This is a genomic window from Pilosibacter rotomagensis (assembly GCF_045062245.2).
GTDB lineage: Bacteria > Bacillota > Clostridia > Lachnospirales > Lachnospiraceae > Pilosibacter.
The window spans coordinates 1225308-1250705 of record NZ_CM170323.1 but is presented as its reverse complement, the minus strand read 5'-3'; the positions used below and the strand labels follow the sequence as shown (position 1 = coordinate 1250705).

23 protein-coding genes and 1 pseudogene are annotated in these 25398 nt (G+C 52.1%); 5 read left to right on the top strand and 19 right to left on the bottom strand.

Annotated elements, in window-relative coordinates:
- The 5 genes from ACI3EW_RS05530 to ACI3EW_RS05510 all read right to left on the bottom strand — a co-directional run bounded on the left by ACI3EW_RS05530 (position 1) and on the right by ACI3EW_RS05510 (position 6313).
- Positions 1-1374 (bottom strand): ethanolamine ammonia-lyase subunit EutB, encoded by a 1374-nt coding sequence (locus tag ACI3EW_RS05530; RefSeq protein WP_118299117.1) that lies wholly within the window; start codon positions 1372-1374, stop codon positions 1-3.
- Between the two features lie 22 nt (positions 1375-1396).
- Positions 1397-2821 (bottom strand): ethanolamine ammonia-lyase reactivating factor EutA, encoded by a 1425-nt coding sequence (locus ACI3EW_RS05525; protein ID WP_485663320.1) that lies wholly within the window; start codon positions 2819-2821, stop codon positions 1397-1399.
- Between the two features lie 161 nt (positions 2822-2982).
- Positions 2983-4074: a sensor histidine kinase gene (locus tag ACI3EW_RS05520; RefSeq protein ID WP_405580361.1), complete on the bottom strand. Its 1092-nt coding sequence runs from the start codon at positions 4072-4074 to the stop codon at positions 2983-2985.
- A 1-nt stretch (position 4075) separates the two neighbouring features.
- Positions 4076-4816 carry an ANTAR domain-containing response regulator gene (locus tag ACI3EW_RS05515; protein ID WP_405580358.1) on the bottom strand — a complete coding sequence of 247 codons (741 nt, stop codon included), beginning with the start codon at positions 4814-4816 and terminating at the stop codon, positions 4076-4078.
- Positions 4817-5044: 228 nt separating this feature from the next.
- On the bottom strand, positions 5045-6313 hold the full coding sequence (locus ACI3EW_RS05510; RefSeq protein WP_405580355.1) for a D-alanyl-D-alanine carboxypeptidase family protein: 1269 nt from the start codon (positions 6311-6313) through the stop codon (positions 5045-5047).
- Between the two features lie 410 nt (positions 6314-6723).
- Here ACI3EW_RS05510 and ACI3EW_RS05505 point away from each other — a divergent pair, with 410 nt between their 5' ends.
- A complete protein-coding gene (locus tag ACI3EW_RS05505; protein WP_346011261.1) occupies positions 6724-8229 on the top strand; it encodes a polysaccharide deacetylase family protein in 1506 nt (501 codons plus the stop codon).
- Between the two features lie 92 nt (positions 8230-8321).
- Here ACI3EW_RS05505 and ACI3EW_RS05500 read toward each other — a convergent pair whose 3' ends face one another.
- The 6 genes from ACI3EW_RS05500 to ACI3EW_RS05475 form a co-directional block, all read right to left on the bottom strand.
- On the bottom strand, positions 8322-9269 hold the full coding sequence (locus ACI3EW_RS05500; protein ID WP_346011260.1) for a TIGR03943 family putative permease subunit: 948 nt from the start codon (positions 9267-9269) through the stop codon (positions 8322-8324).
- A gap of 172 nt (positions 9270-9441) precedes the next feature.
- Entirely contained in the window at positions 9442-10674 is a 1233-nt protein-coding gene (locus ACI3EW_RS05495; RefSeq protein ID WP_405580352.1) for a CobW family GTP-binding protein, read from the bottom strand.
- 308 nt (positions 10675-10982) lie between these two features.
- Positions 10983-11804, bottom strand: a complete 822-nt coding sequence (locus ACI3EW_RS05490; protein ID WP_118529516.1) for a metal ABC transporter permease — start codon at positions 11802-11804, stop codon at positions 10983-10985.
- Positions 11805-12515, bottom strand: coding sequence for a metal ABC transporter ATP-binding protein (locus tag ACI3EW_RS05485; protein WP_215703167.1), 711 nt, complete (start codon positions 12513-12515; stop codon positions 11805-11807).
- Positions 12512-13594: a metal ABC transporter substrate-binding protein gene (locus tag ACI3EW_RS05480; protein ID WP_405580347.1), complete on the bottom strand. Its 1083-nt coding sequence runs from the start codon at positions 13592-13594 to the stop codon at positions 12512-12514. The genes ACI3EW_RS05485 and ACI3EW_RS05480 overlap by 4 nt, the downstream gene beginning before the upstream one ends.
- 19 nt (positions 13595-13613) lie before the next feature.
- A complete protein-coding gene (locus ACI3EW_RS05475; RefSeq protein ID WP_405580344.1) occupies positions 13614-14273 on the bottom strand; it encodes an HAD family hydrolase in 660 nt (219 codons plus the stop codon).
- A gap of 480 nt (positions 14274-14753) precedes the next feature.
- On the opposite strand from ACI3EW_RS05475, the gene ACI3EW_RS05470 reads away from it, so the two are divergent.
- Positions 14754-15230, top strand: a complete 477-nt coding sequence (locus ACI3EW_RS05470; RefSeq protein WP_118321592.1) for a hypothetical protein — start codon at positions 14754-14756, stop codon at positions 15228-15230.
- 68 nt (positions 15231-15298) lie between these two features.
- On the opposite strand, the pseudogene ACI3EW_RS05465 reads toward ACI3EW_RS05470, so the two are convergent.
- The 6 genes and pseudogenes from ACI3EW_RS05465 to ACI3EW_RS05440 form a co-directional block, all read right to left on the bottom strand.
- Positions 15299-15511 (bottom strand): annotated as a pseudogene (locus tag ACI3EW_RS05465) (winged helix-turn-helix domain-containing protein); the annotation flags it as partial.
- Between the two features lie 39 nt (positions 15512-15550).
- Positions 15551-16120: a phosphatase PAP2 family protein gene (locus tag ACI3EW_RS05460; RefSeq protein WP_215703164.1), complete on the bottom strand. Its 570-nt coding sequence runs from the start codon at positions 16118-16120 to the stop codon at positions 15551-15553.
- A complete protein-coding gene (locus ACI3EW_RS05455) occupies positions 16104-16397 on the bottom strand; it encodes a GtrA family protein (protein ID WP_405580398.1) in 294 nt (97 codons plus the stop codon). Before ACI3EW_RS05455 ends, ACI3EW_RS05460 begins: the two co-directional genes overlap by 17 nt.
- A gap of 24 nt (positions 16398-16421) precedes the next feature.
- Entirely contained in the window at positions 16422-17633 is a 1212-nt protein-coding gene (locus ACI3EW_RS05450) for an ABC transporter permease (protein WP_215703162.1), read from the bottom strand.
- Positions 17627-18451, bottom strand: a complete 825-nt coding sequence (locus ACI3EW_RS05445; protein ID WP_118299128.1) for an ABC transporter ATP-binding protein — start codon at positions 18449-18451, stop codon at positions 17627-17629. Before ACI3EW_RS05445 ends, ACI3EW_RS05450 begins: the two co-directional genes overlap by 7 nt.
- 3 nt (positions 18452-18454) lie before the next feature.
- Entirely contained in the window at positions 18455-19777 is a 1323-nt protein-coding gene (locus ACI3EW_RS05440; RefSeq protein WP_405580339.1) for an efflux RND transporter periplasmic adaptor subunit, read from the bottom strand.
- A 432-nt stretch (positions 19778-20209) separates the two neighbouring features.
- On the opposite strand from ACI3EW_RS05440, the gene ACI3EW_RS05435 reads away from it, so the two are divergent.
- Both ACI3EW_RS05435 and ACI3EW_RS05430 read left to right on the top strand, forming a co-directional pair.
- Positions 20210-21091, top strand: coding sequence for an ABC transporter ATP-binding protein (locus ACI3EW_RS05435; protein WP_118299130.1), 882 nt, complete (start codon positions 20210-20212; stop codon positions 21089-21091).
- Positions 21078-21938 carry an ABC transporter permease gene (locus ACI3EW_RS05430; RefSeq protein ID WP_118529509.1) on the top strand — a complete coding sequence of 287 codons (861 nt, stop codon included), beginning with the start codon at positions 21078-21080 and terminating at the stop codon, positions 21936-21938. Before ACI3EW_RS05435 ends, ACI3EW_RS05430 begins: the two co-directional genes overlap by 14 nt.
- 403 nt (positions 21939-22341) lie before the next feature.
- On the opposite strand, the gene ACI3EW_RS05425 is transcribed toward ACI3EW_RS05430, so the two are convergent.
- Both ACI3EW_RS05425 and ACI3EW_RS05420 read right to left on the bottom strand, forming a co-directional pair.
- Positions 22342-23241, bottom strand: coding sequence for a YitT family protein (locus tag ACI3EW_RS05425; RefSeq protein WP_405580336.1), 900 nt, complete (start codon positions 23239-23241; stop codon positions 22342-22344).
- Between the two features lie 388 nt (positions 23242-23629).
- Positions 23630-23971, bottom strand: coding sequence for a DUF3870 domain-containing protein (locus ACI3EW_RS05420; protein ID WP_118298490.1), 342 nt, complete (start codon positions 23969-23971; stop codon positions 23630-23632).
- A 503-nt stretch (positions 23972-24474) separates the two neighbouring features.
- Here ACI3EW_RS05420 and ACI3EW_RS05415 point away from each other — a divergent pair.
- Positions 24475-25365 (top strand): DUF4392 domain-containing protein, encoded by an 891-nt coding sequence (locus tag ACI3EW_RS05415; protein ID WP_215703158.1) that lies wholly within the window; start codon positions 24475-24477, stop codon positions 25363-25365.
- The last annotated feature ends 33 nt before the right edge of the window (positions 25366-25398 follow it).

Genomic DNA, 25398 nt, shown 5'->3' with positions numbered 1-25398 from the left:
TCACCGCCCTTTCTTCATGAAGATCGTCGGATCTCCCGCGTACTTTGTAAGTCTTCCGTTTTCCATGATCCCCATCTTCTCAAGCCACCGCTCGAATGCCGGGATCGGATGTTTCCCCAGGATCTCACGGATCGTTCCGATGTCATGGTAGGCATTTGTCTGATAGTTTAACATGATGTCGTCGCTGGTCGGAACGCCAAGGATGTAATTGACTCCCGCTGCCCCTAAGAGCAGGGACAGGTTCTCGATGTCGTTCTGATCTGCCATCATATGGTTTGTGTAGCAGCAGTCACATCCCATCGGGATTCCGGAGAGCTTCGCCATGAAGTGGTCTTCAAGTCCTGCCCTTATGACCTGTTTGGAATCATATAAGTACTCCGGTCCGATGAAGCCGACGACTGTATTGACCATGAACGGGTGATATTTTCTTGCGAACGCATAACATCTCGCCTCCATCGTCACCTGATCCGCTCCCCAGTGGGCGTTCGAGGAAAGTTCACTTCCCTGTCCTGTCTCGAAATAGAGAACGTTCGGTCCTGCCGCCGTACCCTGCGTCCTCATCAGCTCCTGCGCCTCATCCACAGTCTCCGCGGAGAAACCGAACGCTCGGTTTCCTTTCTCGCTGCCCGCGATAGACTGGAAGATCATGTCACACGGCGCTCCCTGTTTGACCGCCTCGATCTGGGTGGTGATATGTCCCAGTACACAGATCTGCGTCGGAATGTCAAACTGGTGTTTGACCTCGTCAAACCGCTTTAATACCTCCGCGAGACTCGACACGGTATCATTGACCGGGTTCAGTCCGATCAGGACATCTCCACATCCGTAGGAAAGTCCCTCAAATAAGGATGCCGTGATCCCTTCGACATTATCGGTCGTATGGTTCGGCTGAAGTCTTGTTCCCATGATGTCACGCTCTCCGACGGTGGTATTGCAGTGAGCCGTCACGCGGATCTTCTGTGCCGCGTAGATCAGGTCCAGATTCGTCATGAGCTTACAGACGGAAGCGACCATCTCCGCGGTCAGTCCCCGGGAGATCCGGTGGATCGCCTCATTGTCCGCCTCATAGGAGAGGAGCCATTCCCTGAGGTCGCTGACCGTCCAGCCGGCGATCTCGCCAAATATTTTCCTGTTCAATCCGTCGATGTTGATCCTTGTGACCTCATCTTCCTCGTAGGGCGCCGCCGGATTCTCGTAGAGTTCTCTCAACGTCATTCCTGCGAGAACATCCTTCGCTGCGATGCGTTCGATATCAGATGCGGCCGCCACACCGGCCAGGACATCTCCGGATTTGTGTTCCCCGGCTTTCGCCATCACTTCTTTTACAGAATCAAAGGTAAAGCGTTGTCCGGAAAGTATCGTATGGTATCCCATGTTCCTTTTTCCTCTCCTCCTTTTACCCAAATAATAATGTCTTTACAACTACCGGGATGACAAGACCGTTCATCACCGGCTTTCCGAAATCCACGAAGTTGTTGTCCTCCACGCGGATCTCGTCGATCACCACAATATTTCTTTCTTTTAAAAACCTCTGTCTCAAAAGCTGTCCCAGCGCCTTTGCCATGTCCTCCCTGACAACAAAAAGAAGCGGTTCCCCGGTCGGGATCGTCGCATGCATTCCATCTCCCAGAGCGGCGGCGAACGTCTTTAATTCCGTGTAACCCGGATTTTTCTTTCCGTTCACGGCGAGAACGATCTTCGAGCTGTCACTCTGTTTTAAGAACCAGAGGATCTTTTCTTTCAGTCCTTCGCTCTTTCCCAGCCAGCAGTCGTTTTCCTCTGTTTCCGAAAGCTTGAGTACCGGAATATTCTTCATCGGGAACAGCCCGTCCGCATAAGCGATGGTGCTTCCGGAGATCGTCGTCGTGTAAGTTCCCGCTCCGATCACTGTGGCCCGGATCGTCTCCTGCGCGCTGATCACATGGAATTTTGAGAACAGGCGGCTCTGCCGGATGGCATCTGCTAAGAGGATCCCGATATCCCCGTATGCAAATACATCCATTCCCGGATGGTAGATGCATTCCGCCACACCGCCTGAAAAACAGATGTACCGGATCGGACGTTCTGCGGGGATCTCAAATGTTGAGGAACCCGCTGTCCGGACTTCTTCTAAAAGCTCTGTGGGTTCCGCCGCCCCGAGCATTTCCTCGAGGACTTCCGCCATTCCATCACAGAGTCTCGAGAGGACCGCCTCATCTGCCGGGTCACCCTCATTGATCGAAAGTCTCAGCGCTTTTGCGATTGCCGCGGCACTTGGGCTCACATAAGTGATTCGTCCATGTTCATCCACAGTCACCTGACGGCCGCCGATATCCATGCAGCCTCTCGTCCCGATCACACCTCCGTCAAAGAGGACCACGTTCGTGGTTCCGCCGCCAATATCCAGGTTCACAACGACAACGCCGTTGTCCTCCGAATATTTCCAGGCGCCGCTTCCCTGTCCCGCGATCACAGATTCCAGATCAGGACCCGCCGTCGATACGACGAAATCTCCGGCAAACACACTGAGCTCATCAAGGACCATGGAGGCATTCTCTTTTCTCGCCGATTCACCGGTAATGATGGCGGCTCCCGTCTCCACCTGTGCCGGGACAACGCCCGCGCTCTGATACTCTTTTTCTAGGATCTTCTTTAACGCAGCTCCGTCGATCAAGGATCTGTCCAGAAGCGGTGTCCGGTAAACCGGACTCTTATAGATGATCTCCTTTCCCACGATCTCCACAGAAGGAACCGAGAAGTATCCCGCTGTATTTTCGATCGTCAGGTGGCTGAAGATCACCTGCGATGTCGATGTCCCGATATCGATCCCAACGCTCAACATTTTTGAATGTTCCAGGATTCTCACCTCCGTTCACCGAAATTTTTCCAGAATTTTCCCAGAAAAGAACAAAAGACCCAGAGCAGAAATAAATTCCTGCTCTGAGCCTTATCGCTGTTGCACCGTACCCTGTTGTGCGGTGAAATATTCAATTTCTTCATTTATTATATTCCAGTCTCCGTGGATTTGTCAATCAAAAAATCGAAGGTGACGGAGGTTCCGTTCTCTCCGCTCTCCACATAGACTTTTCCTTTTAATTTGTCCTTCACGGTCATCTGTACCAGCATCATACCGAAATTTCCCTCATTCCGGATCTCTTCCGTTCCAGTCCCGTTGTCCTGGACCGTCACGGATGCGTACCGTTCTCCGTTCTTTAAGATCACGCGGATTTCCCCGTTTTCTCTTCCCTTAAACGCGTGTTTGTACGCATTTGAAACAAGCTCATTCACCACGAGCGCAACGTCCGTTGCCTGATCCTGGGAAACAGTCAGATCATCGCCGGAAAGTTTCAGATCAATGGGATATTCTGCCCCATATAGGAGCAGGAACTGGTTCTTTAACTTCTCGAGAAACGGCATCAGAGGCGCCGGTCCCTCATCATTTGCCGTGAGGATCTCGTTGATGGAGGCGATGCTCTGGACTCTTGCGATGTTTTCCCGGAACGCCTGCTTCACTTCCTCACTCTCCGACTTTCTCGCCTGGATGTTCATGATGCTGGCGATGAGCTGAAGATGATTTTTTACCCGGTGATGGACTTCCCGTCTCGCATTCCGCACTGCGGTACTCTCAGTCCTCGACGCGACCGAACCAAACGCCACCGGCTGTCTCGCCATCGCCTCGTATTTCTGTTCTCTCCGGATCTCTTTGCTGATGTCCCGCTCGCCGATCAGGATCCCGATGACGCTTCCATCCTCGCCCTGGATCGGGACTGCATCCTGGCGCACCATATTTTCCTCCTGAGTCACTGCTTTGATATCCCGTACAGGAGTTCTCGTCTCGAGCGCCCGGTAAACCGCCGGTTCGTCCTTTTGCTCAGCTGCACATCCGACAACACTTTTCTGATAGGCTGACGGCATATATTTCGGTCCTGCCTGGGCTGCGACAAACATGATCCCATCCGTTTTGTCCATACAGTCGATAAACAGATCGGCCCCCGCAAGCTCCGCCATCATCGGCAGCATCTGTTCCGTCCGTTTTAAAATCTCTGCATTCTCCTCCGAGAGACCGGTGCGTTTCATGAGTTCTTCTTTTGTCATGCTACGCCTCCTCTTCCAGGAGCTGCTTTGCAAAGGCGGAAACCGTAAGCCCGGCCTTTTCCGCTCCCTTTACGAGGTAACGGTACGCCTCCTGCTCCGTCATCCGGCGCTCCCTCATCAGCCACTTCTTCGCCTGATTTGCCTCGTCCCTCTGGGATTCCACGCGGATGATCGCACGGGCCACGGAAACTAACGGTGCACGCTTTTCCATGGCTGTCTTCTGCATTTTCCGGTACGCATCCATTTCAGAGATATGTTTTGATCTCGCCAGAAGACCTTTTGCCCGTTCGATCACACGGTTCTCCTCCAGTCTTCTGTTCGCCTCACCGATCGCCAGCTTCTGTTTCGCAAGCCGTCTCCCCTGCGCATACGCCATCTCGATCGTCGGCCGCAGATTTCTCGCTTCGACCGGCTTCACGATATAACCGGACACTCCGATCCGGCCGGCCTGTTCCAGAAAGTCTTCATCTGCAAAAGCGGTGCAGATCACAACGCAGCCTGCGAGGTTCTCATTGATGATCGTCTCCGCCGCTGTCATTCCGTCAAATACCGGCATCTCAAGGTCCAGGAGGACCACATCCGGGTTCTTCTTTCTGCAGAGTTTCACCGCGTCAAATCCGTCCGCGCCCTCCGCTACTACCTCATAATTTAACTCTTCCAGCATCTGACCGAGGTCCATCCGGATGATCGGTTCGTCATCCACCACGACCACAGTCTTTTTATTCTCCTGTCTGTCCGCCATTTTTCTTCCTCAGTTATAAAAAAAATGTGCCTTGACACATTCTCGCTCCGGGCGCGGCTGCCTGCGCCAATCTTCAACTTCGGGCGAGTACGCGTTTCAGGCACGCAGTGTCTTTATCGTTTTTTACAGTCCGTGCAGTAAATGCACCGATCTGCTGAATAGTTACCATCATACAATATTTTTCCGGAAAATGGAACCGCCAGATTGAATTTTCAATCCCGAAAATTTCTACCTGTGAAAAGTACCACCAGCTTCTTCACCTTTCATTCTCCACCACCCTGTCATCCACTTCATATAATCAGCCAATCCGGCAGTGTCCACATCCTGTGCCGCTATGACAGGGACATTTCCGACTTCTTCCCCGTTCAGGCGGTAACTTAAGGTTCCAAGCCGGTCCCCCGCCTTTACCGGGGCGTTTACGTCTTCCTCCAGCGTCAGTTCCCGCTCCATGCCGGAAAAATCCTCGCCGTGGAGCCCGAGATATGTAAAAGGTTCCCCGTAGGAAAGTTCCACTTCCGGTTCTTTTCCGCCGTTGACCGGGAGCTTCGGAAGCTCCGGCGGCGTCTCGTCCTTATAGAGCCTGCAGTTCCCATATCCATAATTTAAGAGCGTCACCGCATCTTTAAATCGTGCCTTGTAATCCGGCGCTGCCATGATCGCAGCGATGAGCTCCACACCGTCCTTCTTCGCCGTGGCGGAGAGACAGTATTTCGCGATGCTCGTGGACCCCGTCTTTAATCCTGTCACCTCAAAGTTCGTCGCCATCTTTAAAAGCTTATTCGTGTTGGAGAGGCCGAACTCCTTCGATCCCTGTTTGGTCACATGGGTGATGTTCTCCATCCAGATCGTCGTGTAGTTCGTGATCTGCGGATATTTTGTGATGAGTTCCCGTGACATCAGCGCAATGTCCCGCGCGGTCGTCACATGTTCCGGGGAATTTGTGAGTCCGCAGCAGTCGATGAATTTTGTGTGCTCCATCCCCAGTCCTTTCGCCCGCTCATTCATCATCTTCACAAATGTCCCCTCATCTCCGCCGACAAACTCCGCCATCGCCACCGACGCGTCGTTCCCCGATGCGATGACGATGCACTTGATCAGTGTCTCCACCGTCTGGATCTCTCCTTCCTCCAGAAACACCTGCGATCCGCCCATGGATTTCGCGTGGGCACTCGTCACCACCTCATCCGTCAGGTGGATCTTCCCGGACTGCAGGGCATCGAAGATCAGGATCAGCGTCATGATCTTCGTGACACTCGCCGGGTTTCTCGGCTCATCCGCGTTCTTCTCACAGATCACGGTCCCTGTGGACGCCTCCATGAGGATCGCGGACGGGGCTGTGATCTCCGGGCCGGGACCGGCTCCCGCCGCAGTTTCCGCTGTGATCCGTCCACTCTCCGCTATTTTGCTGTTTCCTGCCCCCGCATATCCGTTTACCGGTCCCATCATCACCAGGATCCCGGCCATGATCCCGCAAAAGATCCTTTTTCCAGCTCTCATGCTTTTTCTCCCGCCCAGCCTGCTCTCACGCAGGATTTCTCCATATAAAATATGGAGCGGACATTCCTTATTATGCCACTGCTTACAAAATGCTTAATTTTTGTATTTTCCATAGCGGCGAACATGCGGTTGTGTTATGATAGAAGTAATAAAATCGTAACTTGCCATGCATCCGAAGGGAAACTCCGGGGGAGGTTCCTGTAGGTGTGAAGGTACTGAACAGTTGTTACAGTACACGGGCACTCCATGCCCGCGCACTGTAACAGGATTTTGCCGATGCTTCGCATTCCAAATCGGCAAAATCCGCGGCCATAACGGTATCATATGGAATTTTCAGTTCAGAAAATTCCTACCCGTGAAAAGTACTGAACAGTTACATAAAATCCTTATTGATTACAAGAGGTGATACTTTGGAATACAACAACGATTTTGAGAGACGCCGCGCATATATTTCAAGCCGCGAAAAGATGCGGAAACGACGCCGGACCGTTTATCTTACGATCCTTTTTATGGTCCTCGCTGCTCTGTTCCTTCTGGTCGGCGGCGGGATCCTTATAAAAAAACATGGCGGGCTTCCCGGACTTGCGAAAAAGGAGACAGAAACTTCCTCCGATCCTTCCTCCAGAAACGGAGACACAAACGTTTCACTGGCGGAGAGCGGATCCGATGGAGATGCATCTTCCGAAACGCCTTCCTCCACAGCTCTGACAGCCGCCTACAATACCGGCGATGCTGCGCTGGACGAGATCTTAAACAGCGCCCATGCAAAATTTGTTACCTACGATTACGATGCCGCCCTTGAGATCCTGAACTCGGCGACAGATTATGCCGAAAACGAGGATCTAAAGGCATTGATCGCATCCTGCGAAGAGACAAAAGCCACCCTGGTTCCTGCTGATGTGAATAAGATCACCCACATCTTTTTCCATTCCCTCATCATGGACAACTCCAAAGCGTTTGACGGGGATGCCGATGAAAAAGGCTACGATCAGGTGATGACGACAAAAAGTGAGTTCTTAAAGATCCTGGACTCCATGTACGCAAAAGGCTATGTTCTCGTGAAACTTCACGACATTGCGCATGAGGAGACCGATGAAAACGGCAATGCAAAAATGGTGCCGGGAACGATCCTGCTGCCGCCTGGAAAGATCCCATTCGTCATGTCGCAGGATGATCTCTGCTACTATGAGTACATGACCGGCGACGGTTTCGCGAGCCGGATGATCGTCGGGGAAGACGGGAAACCGACTTGTGAGATGGTGATGGATGACGGTTCCGTGTCCGTCGGCTCCTACGATCTCGTCCCGCTTCTGGAGGATTTCATCACGGAACATCCGGACTTCTCCTACCGAGGTGCAAGAGCCGTCCTCGCTTTCACAGGATATCAGGGTGTCCTCGGATACCGGACAGACCCGTCTTATGAGACTACGAATCCCAACTATGAGGCCGATAAGGAGACGGTCCGCCAGGTTGCGCAGTGTCTCCGCGATAACGGCTGGGAGCTCGCCTCCCACAGCTGGGGACATATCAACTTCGGAAAGCGCTCCTTTGAAGATGTGAAGACCGATTCCGATAAATGGGCGTCCCGCGTGGAATCCCTGATCGGAAAGACCGATATCCTGCTCTATCCGTTCGGCTCCGATGTCGGCGACTGGCACCCGTACACATCTGAAAATCAGAAATACGAGTATCTCCACCAGCTCGGTTTCCGCTACTTCTGCAACGTGGACTCCAGCCGGTACTGGGTACAGTTCGGACCGGATTATCTGCGTCAGGGACGCCGGAATATTGATGGCTACCGGATGTACTATGATCTCCCGGAGACGAATCCGACGAAAGATCATCTGAGCGATCTCTTCGATGTGTCGGAAGTGTTCGACCGCGAGCGGCCGGTTCCGGTGGCACCGATGAACTAACATAAAAAACAGACTCTTTCCTCCTGCAAATCGAGAGTAAGAGTCTGTTTTTTATTTTCGTTGGAATCCAATTTTCTGCCTGTCAAATTTTCTTAGAACTGCACGATCTCCTTGATCTCCTCCGCCGGCTCAACGCTCTCCGCGTAGAGGACCGGTCCGACGCCGTCGTAGTCCTGCCAGAACTCGTAAGCGATCTTCGCGCGGACTTTGACCCACTGCTTTGTCTCAAGGTTTCTCGCCTCACGCGCCTTGCAGATGAAGCCCAGGAACGTCATATCCGCCTCGCAGCATGTCATCGCCATACGGCCAGGAACGAAGTAGTTCTTCGGGAATTCCGGGGATTTTAATACCATTCCGGTAAACTCCACGACCTTTCCCTCGTAGCGGTCTTTCTTATCCAGCGCATCGATATACCAGATACCGAAATCCTTCGGATCGATCTTGATCACGTCCGCCTTCATATCGTACGGAAGATCCTCTTCCAGGACTTCCTGCTCGATCTCGCCTTCCGCGTCCTCGAAGATCAGCTCTGCCTGCGGGTTTAACGCCTTTAATCCGCGGCGGTAGCGGGTGATGTTCTCGTCGCTGACTTCATCGCAGCGGTTCATGATCACAAGCTCGGAGTGTTTGACAAGAAGCGCAAGGAGCGGCTTCATGTTGTTCAGATAAAGATCAAAGGTAGAACCGTCAATGATCGTGATCTGCTGGAAGAGCTCCCAGGTATCCGGCAGCTGCAGCTGATCCTGCGGCCACATTCCGTTCCACTCGATGAGGACACGGTCCGGGTCATAGAGCGCTTCGATCCGGCCGTAGAAGTCTTCATCCATCTCGGAGACATCTTCAACCGTCACGATCTTCGTTCTTGTCTTCTTTAAGATCTCCTTATCATACTCCGTATCTCCCTCTTCGCAGAGGATCAGGACTGTTGTTCCGTCGGCCTGGAAATAGTCCTGCTGTAAGGTATTTGTGATAAACTGGGTCTTTCCTGCTTCCAGAAAGCCATTGATGACAAATACCGGCATTTTTTCCTGCTGTTTCAATGCTTTATTCTCCTATCTGATTGTATGACAGAAGCTTTTCGCGAGATCCTGATGACGCAAAAAGCTCCTGTCGTTTTTATTTCCTGTAATCGTAACTGTTCAGTGCTCTCACAGCTACGGGCATTCTTTCATATCCGTGTCCGGCACATGCCCGACACTGCGCATTCGTCTCTTAAGCCTCGAATGCTTTCTTTAACTCGTCTTCCTTTAAGTTGGAACCGATCACGCACACTTTACCTGTGTAGATCGGAGCGCCTGTGCGGACTTCCGTCTCCTCCGGAACGAGATCAAAGTAGTACCAGGTTCCGTCTGCATCCGGGAGCATTCCCTTTGCACGGAGAACCTGACCGTATTTCTCAGAATGAGCAAGCTCCTGTAACAGGGACTCGAGTTTCTCCTTTGTGATCGTGCGGTTTGTCTCAAGACCCCAGCTTGTGAATACCTCATCGGCATCATGGTCATGGTGGTGATGGTGATGATGACCGCAGCCGCACTCGCCGTCATGATGCTCGTGCTCATCCTCGTCGTCATCATCGTCATGGTGATGATGGTGATGACCGCAGCCGCACTCCTCGTCATCGTCATGGTGATGGTGGTGCTCATGCTCGTCCTCATCGTCATCATCGTCGTGATGACCGCAGCCGCACTCCTCGTCATCGTCATGGTGATGGTGGTGCTCATGCTCGTCCTCATCGTCATCGTCGTCATGGTGATGATGGTGGTGGCCACAGCAGCACTCCTCGTCATCGTCATGATGGTGGTGATGACCTTCTTTTACTTCCTCAAGAAGCTTCTCAGCCATATCATCGGTCGGTTTCTCGATGATCGCAAGAAGCTGCTCACCAGTCAGCTTGTCGATCGGAGTTGTCACGATCGCTGCCTTCGGGTTCTTCTCACGGATCATCTCAACGCACTGTGCAACCTTGTCAGCGTCAGCGACATCGGTACGGCTTAAAACGATCGTTCCGGCGCTCTCGATCTGGTTGTTGAAGAACTCACCGAAGTTCTTCATGTACATCTTGCACTTCTGTGCGTCAACAACCGTAACAGAACCGTTTAATACAACGTCGATCTCGCCTGCAACGTCGCATACTGCCTTCATGACATCAGAAAGTTTGCCGACGCCGGACGGCTCGATAATGACACGGTCCGGTGTATATTTTGTGAGGACTTCATTTAAGGAACGTCCGAAATCACCAACTAAGGAACAGCAGATGCATCCGGAGTTCATCTCACGGATCTCAATTCCGGAATCCTTTAAAAATCCGCCGTCGATTCCGATCTCACCAAATTCATTCTCGATCAAGACTACTTTCTCACCCGCGATCGCTTCTTTCAGAAGCTTCTTTATAAATGTTGTTTTTCCGGCTCCGAGGAAACCGGAGATAATATCGATCTTTGTCATAATGACACCTCTTTCTTGTCACCTGTGCCATGTTTCTGTAGTTCTGACAGGTCTGTTTTCCAGTGTTTCTTCTCATCCGCAGACCGGAACACATGCCGCAGTTTTCAGATCACTGCGAATCCGTCTTCTCATAGCACTTTCATTTTTCGTTACCATTTACTAACTTTAACACATTTTCCCGCAAAGTCAAGTACTGCCGCTTTCCTTTGTTTTTCGGAAAGCGGCAGTATCTGAGATTTTTTCTCATTATGAAGTTTTCCGCAGATCTGCGCATCTGTCTGCGCTGACCGGAAGAAAGCATATCTTTCTTACCGCACCTTCTGCTTCAGGATCTGAACGATGCAGAACACCCCGAACATCACGAGATTGACGACCACCACACTCGCTCCTGCCGGGATCGAATATACATAGGAAAGAACGAGTCCGATGAAGAAACACACCACCGACACGACGCCGGAGGAAACGACCACACCGAAAAAACTCTTAAAGATCCGCATGGAGGTCAGCGCCGGGAAGATCACAAGACTCGAGATCAGCATGGCACCCATCATCCGCATTCCGAGGACGATCGTGATCGCAGTAAGGACCGCGATCAGAAGGTTATAGGCCGACACGCGCACGCCGGTCGCCTTTGCGAAGCTCTCGTCGAACGTCACTGCAAAGACCTTATTATAACAGATCACAAACATTCCGAGGACGATCACGGAGAGCACCACGCTCAGATACATGTCCTCACGGCTCATGGCGAGGATACTTCCGAACATGTAGCTGCTCACATCGGTCGTCATTCCCGTTGTCAGGGAGGTCACGATAATACCGATCGCCAGGGATCCTGCAGAGATCATCGCGATCGCCGCGTCACTCTTGATCTTTCCGTTTCCCGTGATCCGAAGGAGCAGGACCGCTGCGGCTGCGACGACCGGGATCGACACCGCGAGAGGCGCCCAGTTAAACGCCACTGCGATCGATAAGGCACCGAACGATACATGGGACAGTCCGTCACCGATCATCGAATACCGTTTTAATACAAGGCTGACGCCTAAAAGCGACGCGCACAGAGAGATACAGATCCCGCCGATCATCGCGCGCACCAGAAACGGATAGGAAAACATTTCCTGTAAAAGTCCCATTTAGCTCTCACCTCCGAGGAATTCTCTTCCAAATTCCGATTTTTTATACTCTTCCACAGTCCCGTAGAACTGGACTGTCTGTTTCAACTGTAAGATCTTGTTCGCCTGAGTCACGATGTTCCCGATATCATGGGAGACCATCAGGACTGCGACCTTTTCATCTCTGTTCAGATGGCGGATCACCGCATAGAAATCCTGGGTCGATGCCGGATCGAGACCGGTGATCGGCTCGTCTAAGATCAGGAGCTTGTCGGTCGCGCAGAGCGCTCTCGCGATCAGTGTTCTCTGCTTCTGGCCGCCGGAGAGATCCCGGTAGCAGCTTTTTTTCAGATCCGTGATCCCGAGCTTTTCCATGTTGACCTGTGCGATCTTCCGCTCCGCCGCAGAATAGAATGGGCGGTTTCCGCGCTTTCCGAGACAGCCGGAAAGTACGACCTCCTGGACCGTTGCCGGGAAATCCTTCTGCGCCGGCGTCTGCTGCGGGAGATATCCGATGCCGGACCGTTTTAACTCGTCCGCGATCGTGAGGACTCCCCCGGTCGGCTTTAAGAGCCCTAAAAGGCCCTTCATCAGCGTACTCTTTCCGGATCCGTTCTCACCGACGATGCAGAGATAATCCCCGGGAACGATCTCCATGGACACGTCCTTCACCACATCGTAATTTTCATATCCAAAGTCCACATGTTCACATTTTAATAAAGGCTGGTTCATCGATAAAGTCCTTCCCGTAAATTCACAACATTCTGTTCCATCAGCTGCAGATAGGTAACGCCGCTCTCAAATTCTCTCCTCGTCACGTTGTGGCAGGAGTGGAATAATAACGGCTTCGCTCCGGTCTCCTCACTGATGATCTCCGCCACCCGGTGGCTGGAAAGCTCCAGATAGTAGACCGCCGGGATCTGTTCCTCCCGCACTTTGTCGATCAGATAAGCGATCGTCTTCGCGCTCGGCTCCGTGTCGGACGAACAGCCGGAAAACGCTGCCCGGTAGCGGAGTCCGTAGGTGTCCGCAAAATAGCGGAGTGGGAACTTATCCGCCATGACGATCAGGTCAAGATCCGCACCGTCCACGACATCCCGGAATTCCTGGTCGAGATTCTTCAGCTTCCCGAGGTAATCCGCCTCATTCGCCCGGAAAACCGCCGCATCCGCCGGATCCATCTCCTCCAGCGTATCCGCGATCACCTGCGTGATCTTCATGGCATTCACCGGAGACGTCCAGATATGCTCGTCATACTCGATCTCGTAGGCATGGTCGTCGTCCGCATGGTCATGGTCCTCCGTATCGTGGTCATGATCTGCATGGTCACCGTCTTCCTCGTCATGATGCGCATGATCATGTCCATGATCGTCGCCGGAATCTTCCATTCCTTCCACGATTTCCTCCTGAACGACATCGACATAGTCCATCATCGTGATGACCTTCAGGTCCGGGGCATCCAGGGATCCGAGCACCTGTGTCACCCACTGTTCCATCGTTCCGCCGTTGCAGATCAGAAAATCCGCATTCTGGATCAGTCGGATATCTGCAGGCGTTGGTTCAAACGAATGGCTGTCCTGACCGGCAGGGATCACCATGGAAAGATCCACGACGTCACCGGCGATCTGTCTTGCGAAATCATAATACGGAAACAAGGTCGTCACAACCTTCAGCTTCCCGTCTCCTGGAGTTCCCACATTCCCGTGTGTGTCCCTGACAGAAGCGCACCCGGTCAGGGAACCAAAAAGAAACATCGCTGCAATGAGCCATGCTTCCACCCGTTTTCGTCTTGTTTTCTTAAAATATTTCAATCTGTCTCCTCCGGTATCATCACCCGACTATCTCTTTTAAGATATCCTGCGGCTTTTCAAGCAGAAATTCCGGATGAAATGCGGCAAGTTCCTCACGCCCCCGGAATCCCCAGAGAACTCCAACGGTCGTCATCTTCGCATTCTTTCCAGTTTTCATATCCGTGTTCGTGTCACCAAAATACAGGCACTCCGACGGATCTGCACCGCAGAGTTTCGCCGCCTTCAGCGCCCCTGACGGATCCGGCTTCTTCGGGACACCTTCCTGCTCCCCGATCACCGTGTCGAAATAGTTTGTTCCGAACACGTATTCCACCGTCTTTTTCGCCTGAGCGTCCGGCTTATTGGACACGACCGCGATCTTAAGACCGAGTTCCTTCGCTCTCGCCGTGAGCTCCATGATCCCATCGTAATGATGCATCTCATAGTTACAGTATTTTCCGAAAATCTCCATATATACAGGTAAGATTGCCTCGTAATGCGCTTCGTCCGTATCTCCGCAGGCGGCCAGAGAACGCTTCATCTGCATCTTATATCCATCCCCGACGATCGTCTTCATCTGAGTCTCCGTCAGAGGACCGAGCCCGAACTTCTCAAGAGCGAGGTTCGTGCAGTAGGTCAGCGCATGGATCGAATTTACCAGTGTTCCATCGAGATCAAAGATCAGACACTTATATTTCATATCTGCCTCCATCAACGCAAAAGTGAATCCAAAAAGGCGGTCCGTCCGCCCTTATTCCGGGCAGAAAATTCCATAAAACCGCCGGTTTCATCGAAATTGTGTCATCCACAAAACTGTGCCACTCATTTTATCACAAACCCGAAAACTTGACAACACTTTTCTATTTCCCTTTTTTCTCATATTTTCACTCCAATATCACGTGGAATTCCATGTTCAGAAAACGTTACAGGATTGTACGAAATTTTCAGTTCACGAAATTTCTCACTATGACAAAGCAACCCCAAAATTTCCTGCCTGTGAGAGCTCCCGCCGCATTTTTGCCGTCTTTTCACTCTCTATTTGCCGCTATTTTGCCACTTTTTATTGACTCTTTTCTGTTTCCATATTAGGATATAGATAAGTTCGTAGAAAAAACGGCAGATTTCATATTTTTTATATGCAGTCTGATACCGGAAAAGGAAATCCCAGGAGGTATTTTTCATGAAAAAGATCTGTATCGCAGCTCTCGCTGCAACTCTGGCACTCGGAACAATGATCACAGCACAGGCTGCTGACACAACAGAGCCGACTTATCCTAAACAGTACCGCAGTGTAAACGGCGGTCGCCTCCGCGGCTTAAAATCCCCGGCTGGCGGTGCGTGGGAAGAACTCGCTGACGGCACCTGGAAATATCATTTCGCAGAAGGTCTCGAAGCAACTGACTACTGGCTGGAGATCGACGGAACCTGGTACTATTTCGGTCATGACAACATCATGCAGACCGGCTGGGTAAAAGATGACGGCAACTGGTACTACATGGACCTTGAGACCGGCGCCCTCTTTACCGGATGGCATGAGATCGGCGGCAAATGGTACTACTTCCATGAGGAAGGCGACGGATTCAAGGGAACTCTCATGGTTGACTGTGTAACTCCGGATGGACACACGGTTGATGTAAATGGAGCTCTTGTAGAATAAAAAAGGAAAAAATTGATCAAAACCGCTTATGGATCCGGAAATCCGTAAGCGGTTTTTTCATGTTATAATTATGAATTCAACCGGTATCCCGCTCCCCAGACCGTCTCGAGGATCTTCGGATTTCTCGCATCGTCCTCGATCTTCTCCCGGATCCTGTTCACATGGACTGACACAGTCGCCGCGTCCGAGACGTAATCGTATCCCCAGACTGCCTCAAAGAGACGATCCTTTGAAAATACGACATTCGGATTCTGCGCCATGAACCTCAGAAGCTCAAACTCAGCGACATTCCCGGCTTTTTCTCCATGGTTCTCCCTCTTTCATAACTTCCCGACCGGAATTTCCGGGCCGGAATCTCTTCGTGCCTCTCGGGCCGCCGCTACCATCTCTGTCAGTTTTGAAGCGGCTGCCCCGCAGAGGATTCCAATGACAGCCCCGGCCAATACATCCGTCGGATAATGGACATACAGATACAGTCTCGAAAATGCGATCAGGCATGCGACGGCCCCAAAAGCCACACCTGTTTTTCTCTTCTTCATAAACCAGGCGGCTGACGCTGCAGCAAAGGATACCGCCGTATGTCCAGACGGAAACGAATAATCTTCCGGTCTCGGGATCAAAAGGATTCTCGCCGGATCTGAAGTAAACGGACGCGGTCTTGCGACCAGAGGTTTCAGAATCACATTGCAGCTCAGTACCTCAAAGACCAGTGCTGTCAGAATGCAGATTCCAAATGTTCTCGTCTTTTTATATAAAGTAAAAACAAGTCCTGCCGCGATCCAGAAGATGCCGCCGTTCCCGAGAGCGGTGACTGCAGGCATAATCTGATCCATAAGATCCGACTGAAATACCGACTGGATCCCGTTTAAGATATCAAACTCCCATCCCATACTGCTTTCCTCTCTTTCTGAATATGATCTGATGCTGCATGATCCAGCTGAACAGGAACATGGTACATTCCATCATGACCTTTGCCACGTAGAGAGGAATTCCTCCCCTCACAAGGATCCCGAGGATCATGCTGTCCAGGATCAGGTTTCCGGCTGCCAGCGCTGCATATTCAAGAAATGACTCCCGACTCTCTCCGGTCCGGAACACCAGGCGGCAGTTCATTTCATAATTATACACGGCGCTGAACATTCTTGCAAACAGATTAGCCGCGTAAATTCTTAAAGGGGATCGCAGACTTTTTTACTCGTACCGCAGCGCGTCGATCGGATCCGCCTTTGCGGCCTTCGATGCCGGATAGATTCCAAAGAAAATTCCGACAACCGCCGAAAATGACACTGCAAGAATGATGATCCCCGGCCGGATCACGACCGGGAGTCCAAACGCGGCACCTCCCGCCGTCACAACGGTCACGGCAAGTACGACGCCGATGATCCCGCCCAGGGCGGACAGGATCGCCGACTCCGTGAGGAACTGGATCAGGACATCCCTGGTCCTCGCGCCCAGCGCTTTCCGGATCCCGATCTCCCGGGTCCTCTCCGTGACGGACACCAGCATGATGTTCATGATCCCGATCCCGCCGACGATCAGGGAGATCGCCGCGATCCCGCCGACCGCCATGGAAAGTCCTCCCATCATGCTGTCAATGCTTCCCATCTCATCCGCCACCGTGTTCGTATAGAAATCTCCTGCGTTCCGCCCTTTTAATTTTCCGAGATAGGCGGTCAGGCGGGACATGAGATCCACCATATCGGTTCCTTCTTTTGCATATAAGCGGCAGTAATAAAACGTATCATTCGGCCAGGTGAGCAACGTGTACGGAATGTATGCGGACCCTGTATCGCTGGAACCGCCCATCAGCAGTTTCTGAAACGCGCTCATCTCCTTTTTATAGACGCCGACTACGGTATAGAGGTCCGTGTCCCCGTAGATCGTCGTCCGGAATGTCTTCCCGACCGCATCCTCCGTTCCAAAAAGTTTTCCGGCGCTCTCCGCCTCCATCACCACGTTTTTCTTTCTTCCAAGGATATCACTCTCGTTTAAATACCGTCCGGCAACCATCGTCACCGGCTGTACTTCCTGATAATCCCGGTCGACTCCCTGAAGATCAAATTTCATGGAAGTCCGACCCACGCGGACATCCGGGCTCACACTCGCATAACTGTCGATATATGCGATCTCGTCTGCAAACACTTCCCGGATCTTCTCCAGGTCATCCAATGTGAAATAATCGCTGTCCCGCACGTCCTCGACCCAGTATCCGATCGACACGACTGCCTGCGTCGTTCCCGCATCCTTGTAGAGATCCGCAAACAGTCCCCGCATGGTGTCTCCGATGGAGACGATCGAGATGACGGAGCCGATCCCGATGATGATGCCGAGCATCGTCAGAAAGGAACGCATCTTGTTCGCCATGATGGCATGGAACGCCATGACCATATTTTCCCCTAACATGAACTCACCCCGCTCTCTGTTCCGGCTGCCTCCCGGAAATGTCGGTAGAGGCCCTTCATGTGGAGTTCCCCGCTCCCCTTTGTCGGATTCTCATTGATCTCATCTTTGATGATCTGTCCGTCGGAAAAGTGGATGATCCTGTCCGTGAAGGCGGCAATGTTTTCCTCGTGGGTGACCACGATCACCGTGGCTCCAGCCTTGTGGAGCTCCGCAAAGATCTCCATGATCTCGATCGATGCCGCCGTGTCGAGGTTTCCCGTCGGCTCATCCGCGAGGATCAGCGGCGGTTCGTTTGCGAGAGCTCTGGCGATCGCCACGCGCTGTCTCTGTCCGCCGGACATCTCGTTCGGCATGTGACCGGCACGTGCGCCAAGTCCCACACAATCTAAAAGTTCCATGGCACGCTCCGTCCGTTTTTTCTTCGGGATCCTCGCATAAGTCATCGGCAGCTCCACATTTTTTAATGCCGATGTGCGTGAGATCAGATTGAAGGACTGGAATACGAAACCGATCTTTTTGTTTCTCACCGCCGAGAGTTCATCCGGCGACAGCGCCGCCGTGTCAATCCCATCCAGATAGTAATGACCGAGTGTCGGGCGGTCGAGACAGCCCAGAATGTTCATCAGGGTGGATTTTCCCGATCCGGAATGGCCCATGATCGCCACAAATTCCCCGCGGCGGATCGTCAGGTTGATCTTTTTTAATCCCAGGACCCGGATCGCGCCCGTGTCATAGATCTTCACGAGATTTTCTAGGCGGATCAGCTCGTCCGTCACATTTTCCGTAAGCCAGGCAGCTCCTCTCCATTTTTCAAACATCTCTTATTCCCCCTGTTTTGCCGCTGAATTGACAGCCATTCCTTCCGGATACTGCTCTCCCGGCTCCGCGATCAGAAGCGAATTTTCGTCCAGCGCATGGCCCTCCTGCGGGATGATCTCCGCCTCCACATCTCCTTCCACGCCGATGGTGACCGGAACCCAGGAGACGACCCCGTCCGTGAGCTTCTGGACATAAGCTGCCCCGTCTTTCTCCATGACTGCCGACACAGGGACTGTCAGGGCGTTTTCCGATTCCTCCAGCACGATCGAAGCGCGGGCGGTGATCCCGGCGATCAGCTTCGTATCGCTGTCCGTGATCCGGATCGTTGTCGGGATGACACGTTCGGTGGATCCGCCGCCTTTTTCCTCTCCGGTCGGGGAGATCGAGTCGACAACTCCGTGGACCGTCCCGCCGTTTAAAATATCCGCTGATATCTCCGCCTCCTGTCCGAGTGCGACTTTTCCGATCGAATATTCGCTGACTTTGATCTCAAGTTCCAGCTGGTCGAGGTTTTCGATCACAAACAGCGGGGCATCGTTCTCCATCTTGTCGGCAAACCGTCCGACTTTCGTATTTACGCGGACCACGGTGCCGTCGATCGGCGCTTTCAGCACGGTATCCTCCAGGGATTCCGTCGCTTTCTCGTAGTCATATTTTGCCTTTTCGATCTGGAGGCGGTAGGAATCGTCCGCAACCGCTGTCCCATTCTTCACGGTATAGGAGTCCCGCTCGCGTTTCGCGTCATTGAGTCCGTTTTCCGCAGTCTCAAGGTCTACTTTCGGCACGCTGCCGCCGTCATAGAGTGCTTTTGTCCGGTCGTAGTTCGCCTGTGCGGTGTTCAGGTCCTGTATGGCTTTCGCGTAGCCGTTTCGTGCTTCTTTGTCTTTCTCCGCGCAGGTGCTCACTGCGAGATCGTAATCGTTTTTTGCGATATCTGCCGTTTTTCTTACATCGGAGTCATCGAGGACTGCCAGTGTCTGTCCTTTTGTGACTTTGTCCCCTTCTTTTACCGGGATCTCCAGGATCTCCGCATGGAGGTTGGAAACGACGTCCACGCTGTCGGTTCCGGATACCGGGCCGGTGACGGAGAGGCGGTTCTGGATCGTTTTTCTCACAGGGTTTACGGTGTCCACCACCGGGACCATGTCTTTTCCGCCGCCGAGGATCTTTCCGGCTGCGATCCCAAGGACCAGGATGACGGCTGCCGAAACGGCGATCTTCTTTTTCTTTCCACCTTTTTTCTTTTTTGGTTCTTTTTTTCCGCTCATCAGAGCTTCCAGTTCCTGATCGAACTCATCAGGTGAGATTTTTTCTTCACTGCTCATGGTTTACTCCCTTGGTGTTTGTGTTTTTTTTTATACTAAGGAGTAGTATAGCAGGGAAAGCTTGCGTTTTTTGGACTTCTGTCTTTCGGTTTTCTTGCGGAATTTTTACGGTTTTGGGGGGATTGGCGAAGGATACGCGCAGGCCACCCACCAGGCATGGGTGCCGGGATTTTCGGGGCGGTTCCTCTAGGCTTGCGAAAGAATGCTAAGGGCGGAGGTGCGGGGACACAACTCGCTTCGCTCAGACAAGTGTCCCCGCACCTCCAACGCATTCTTTTGCGAGCCAATAGGAAGCCAAGCCCCGCAAATATGCACCCGTGCCTGGTGGGTGGTCTGCGCTGGTGCTGGACAAAAGGAAAGATTGATGGATAACGGTTCACGTGTGCAGATATGGATTCATATTTTATAATAAATACTGTTTGTGAGGTGTCCATGACTCCGAAGTTGGAAGTGAATGGGGTGGATTTCTCCTATCATACGTTGGAGGGAGAGACGAAGGCCCTTTCTGATATATCGTTTCATGTGAACAGCGGGGAGTTTCTTTGTATTGTCGGGCCGTCGGGGTGTGGGAAGTCTACGCTGCTTTCGCTGCTTTCCGGGCTTCTGGCGCCGGAGCGGGGGGAGATCCTTCTGGATGGGATCCCGGTCGCGAAGGGATCGTCCGGGATCGGGTATATGCTGCAGCGTGATCATCTGTTTGAGTGGCGCACGATTTTTTCAAATGCTTCTCTCGGGCTTGAGGTTCAGGGGAAGTGTGATCCCGGGCATATCGGGCGGCTGAGAGAGCTTCTTGATGCGTATGGGCTTCAGTATTTTTATGACGCAAGGCCGTCCGAGCTTTCCGGCGGCATGCGGCAGCGGGCGGCGTTGATCCGGACACTGGCGCTGGAGCCGGATCTTCTGCTTCTCGATGAGCCGTTTTCTGCTCTTGATTATCAGACAAGACTCTCCGTCTGTGATGATATCAGCTCGATCATCCGCAGCCGGAAAAAGACGGCGATCCTGATCACGCACGATCTCTCCGAGGCCGTCAGCGCGGCAGACCGGATCCTGGTCCTGACGAGCCGGCCCGGGCGGATCAAGGGGGAGCTTCTGATCCGTTTTCCGGATCATGAGACGAGTCCTTTGAAGCGGCGGAATTATCCGGAGTTTTCTTCTTATTTTAATGAATTGTGGAGGATTCTTGGAAATTCAGGGGAAGGTGATGAGATGGCTTTGGACGGAAATGATCGGAAGTATGGGGGTGTTCCTCTAAAGGATGAAAATGACGGACCGAAATGTGGGATCGGAGGTGGAGCGGATGAAATTTCATGATATCGCTTCTTTTCTTTTTTTCCGGCGGCGGGGTGCGATCCCCACGGAAGCGCTCTCCGTCTCTCCCGCCCAGCATCGCTATCTGGAACAGGAACGGCGGATCCGCAGACAGATTTTTGCCTGCCGGGTCTTGTTTCTGATCCTGTTCCTTGTTTCCTGGGAAGTCAGTGCCCGCATCGGGATCCTGAATGATTTTATTTTCAGTTCTCCGTCCCGCGTGCTCTCCTGTTTTCTTTCCATGGCGGCGGACCGGACGATCTTTTATCACACGGGGATCACGATTCTTGAGACGATGCTCAGCTTTTTTCTCGTGACATGCATCGGGATCTTCGGTGCGGTGGCGCTCTGGTCCAGCAGGCGGCTGGCAAAGATCCTGGAGCCGTATCTTGTCATGCTGAACAGCCTGCCGAAGTCCGCCCTCGCCCCGGTCCTCATCGTCTGGCTCGGCAACAACATGAAAACGATCATCACGGCGGCCGTCTCCGTGGCGGTCTTCGGCTCGATCTTAACGCTCTACAACGGCTTTCTCTCCATGGACCCGGATCAGATCCGGCTGATCTATACGCTCGGAGGGAAGCAGAAAGATGTCCTCACAAAGGTCCTGCTGCCAGGTTCTGTCCCTCTCATCATCAGCAACATGAAGGTCAACATCGGTCTCTGTCTCGTCGGCGTCATCATCGGGGAATTTCTCTCCGCGCAGGCAGGCCTCGGCTTTCTCATCATCTACGGCAGCCAGGTCTTCAAACTGGACCTCGTGATCATGTCTATCGTGATCCTGTGTGTGCTGTCGGCGGTGCTGTATCAGGCGGTGACGATGCTGGAGAAAAGGTGTGTGCGACATCATTAAGTCGAATGTACGCAACACTTAACGCAGGAATTTCCTGTCAAACAAGCAAAAACACGATTCGCGAGTTTCCCCTTGTTATCGCGACAGTCGCCAAGGTCTCGCGCAAGCGCGGACTTTGGCTCGTTGTCCGCGTAAATAAAAAGACAGCACACGTACTCCTTCCATGTCGACAATCAGAGTTCTGTGTGCTGTCTGTAATTTATTACGTAACTGTTCAGTACCCTCACACCTACAGGAACCTCCCCCGGAGCTTCCCTTCGGATGCATGGCAAGTTACGAGCAAAAATTCATTCCAGATCGGCTTCGCCGATGGGATTTTTGCCTTCCGTCCCATGTTTTATTACGGTCAGCGCAGCAAGTGCGCAGACCTACTGAATAGTTACTTTATTACTTTTTGATTTTCTTAATCCAGGGACTCCCGGTAGAATCCTCCGTAGAAGTTCTCCGTCTTAAATACGTTGATGATCACATGCTCATCCACATCCTGGATCAGCTGGACGATATCGTTGATCTCATAGGAAGAGATCACGGTGTGGAGCAGATACATCTTTTTGTGGCTGTAACCGCCGATCGCTTCCACACAGGAAATTCCGTGGTGGTACTGGCTGACGTACTTTTTCATGATCTCCTCCGCCTTCTCGGTCGTGATCTGTAAGGTCACGCGGTCGTAGCGGTGATGGAAGGTGGAGATCATCTTTGTGGAAATGAACTGGAACAGGATCGAATAACCTGCATATTTCCATCCGAACATGTGTCCGAAGATCACAAGGATGCAGACATTTCCCATGAACACGTAATTCCAGATCGACTTTCCTGTCTTATTTGAGACATAAAGTGCGATAAAGTCGGTACCGCCGGTCGATGCATTTCCTTTCAGTGCGAGAACAACAGAGAGTCCATAAAGAACACCTCCGAAGATCACATTCAGGGTCAGGTCATCAAACAACGGGGTATAATGGCAGACTTTTAAGAAAAAGCTGGCGAAAAATACCTGTAAAAGTGAAAATACGGTAAATTTCACGTTAATGCTGCGGCAGCACATGAGTGCGACCGGGAGATTCAGGACAACTAACGCCAGGGAAGTCGATACGGAAAATCCGTACAGCTCGGTAATTCGGTCGATCAGGATCGCAAGTCCTGTAAATCCGCTGGACAAAAGTCCCGCCGGACGGATAAACGCCAGGATCACATAGGACTGCAAAAGGGCAGATGCCAGAACTGCCACAAAAGAAATCGCACAGCGGAATGCGAAATTTTTCCGCATCCCGCGCACCTTTTTCGTTACATCATTCCACGAACTCATAAGTGGGGTACTCCTTTTTCATACTTTAGATTTTCATGATAACAGGGTCACATGTTTCTCAACATATCGCAGAAAACCTGTCTCCCGGATATTTCTGTGGAATCATTTTTTCATGCCAGACCTCTGTCTATCTGCCGCTTTTTCATGGGGTTTTGAAAAACAGCATTCATAACTTTATCATGTTTTTTCCCCTTGTCAATCCATCCCGGAAAAAACAAGAAAAAAACAGCCGGAGACAAGCTCCGGCTTAAGAATGTTAAAATTTATACTCTTTTGTTTCCAGATCTATACAATTATGTTATAGTTCTCATCTCTGCTCTGTTAAAAGTTCCTTTAACCGGTCGTTCAGCTCAGTCTGATCAGACATTCCTGCATCTTTTCAGTCTCCTCAGCTCTTCTTCTGCGGACAATTCTCCCCGATTGCCGTGAGATACCGGTTGCACGCGTCCTTCATACACGCGATCAGAGGCTTTTGCGTCAGCGCAAAATACCGCTCCCGGATCTCCTTCTCGATCGCCGGAATATCCGTCTTTAAACTTTTTCCGACAAACATCGATGCCACAAACCGCTTTGTCACATCCAGGATCGTATTGCAGTCCAGCTCCAAAATTTTTCCAGTCTCCCGCTCCACGATCAGACTGATATAAAATTCCCCGTGCAGATTGTAGATCGCATCCTCTTTGCTCGGCTTCGCCTGGCCGACCACGAGGATCGTGTTCCTGTTCTCCATAATGTATTCCCCTTTTCCCAAAACTCTGTACTTCCATTGATCAACTTATAACCTTACTGCGTTACAGTACACGGGCACTCTATGCCCGCGCACTGTAACAGGATTTTGCCGATGCTTCGCATTCCGAATCGGCAAAATCTGCGGTCATAACAGTATCATACGGAATTTTCAGTTCAGAAAATTCCTACCCATAAAAAGTAACTTTACTGCTTATTATACCACCGGAATTTCCCTTTTTCCATTGACATTTCCACCCATTTCCACTAAACTAAAGATACAAAAACAGATTCTTTTATTTATCGGGACTCCTGCCCGGATGCTCCCACCGTAAATAAGAGCCATGAATCTTCCAACAAGGGGATCAGTGGCTTTTTTTGTTGCCCTGATACGAAAAAAGCATTCTCCTTCTCATCACATTCGCGCTGCCGCAAAAGCCCCGGACCGTCCCAGGCGATCCCATCTCCGCTTCCCTGCAGCCCGATCATCAATTGGAGGATATGAACATGACATTCTTTAAAGATCTGGATACCATTATGAAACAGGACTTCGGAAACCGCGGACTCTTAAAAGCACTGCCGGACAACCCGATCCGCGAAACACTTGAAACACTCTCCACTGCCCGCCGCGTGATCCTTCTCACCGGTTTCCCGGTCCGCCTTGAAGACGGAACCTATGTAGGCGAGACAGACGGACCTCTCGGCATCGCCGATATCGCCGCCGCCCTGACAGCACTCGGCGTCTCCGTCCTCGTGATCACCGACGAACCCGCCTTCTCCATCGTGAGCGACGTCGTCTGCTACCGCGCACCTAAAGCAAAACTCATGATGCTGCCAAAAACAGACACCGAAGACTTCATCCGAAGCTGCATCAAAAACTTCTCCCCGACCCACTTCATCTCCTTAGAACGCCCAGGAAAAGCCGCCAATGGCCACTATCACAGCATGCGCGGTGAAGTCCTCGACGACATGATCACCGACTCCGCCCTCTTCCTCTCCGAGGCAAAAAAAGCCGGAGCAGTCACGATCTCCATCGGTGACGGCGGAAACGAAATGGGAATGGGAACCTACCGGAATGTGATCGAGACATTTGTCCCGTTCGGAGATAAGATCTGCACCGCCGAAGCCGCCGATCTCACACTCGCAAGCGGCGTCTCCAACTGGTGGGGCATCGGCATCGCCGCCCTCTGCTCCCTCCTCGCCGAGAAGAGCCTGCTCCCGACCCGCGCCGAAGAGACCGAATCTCTCCGTCTCGCCGTAGCCGCAGGCAGCGTCGACGGCTGCACCCGAAAAAATGAAATGACCGTAGACCACCTCGATCTCGAGACACACCTCGGAATCCTCGACTCCGTCGATGAAATCCTCAAAAAAGAACTGGGCCTCTGTGCGATCGCCTAAGCCAGGATTGCACACAGTCCAGTACCAGATATC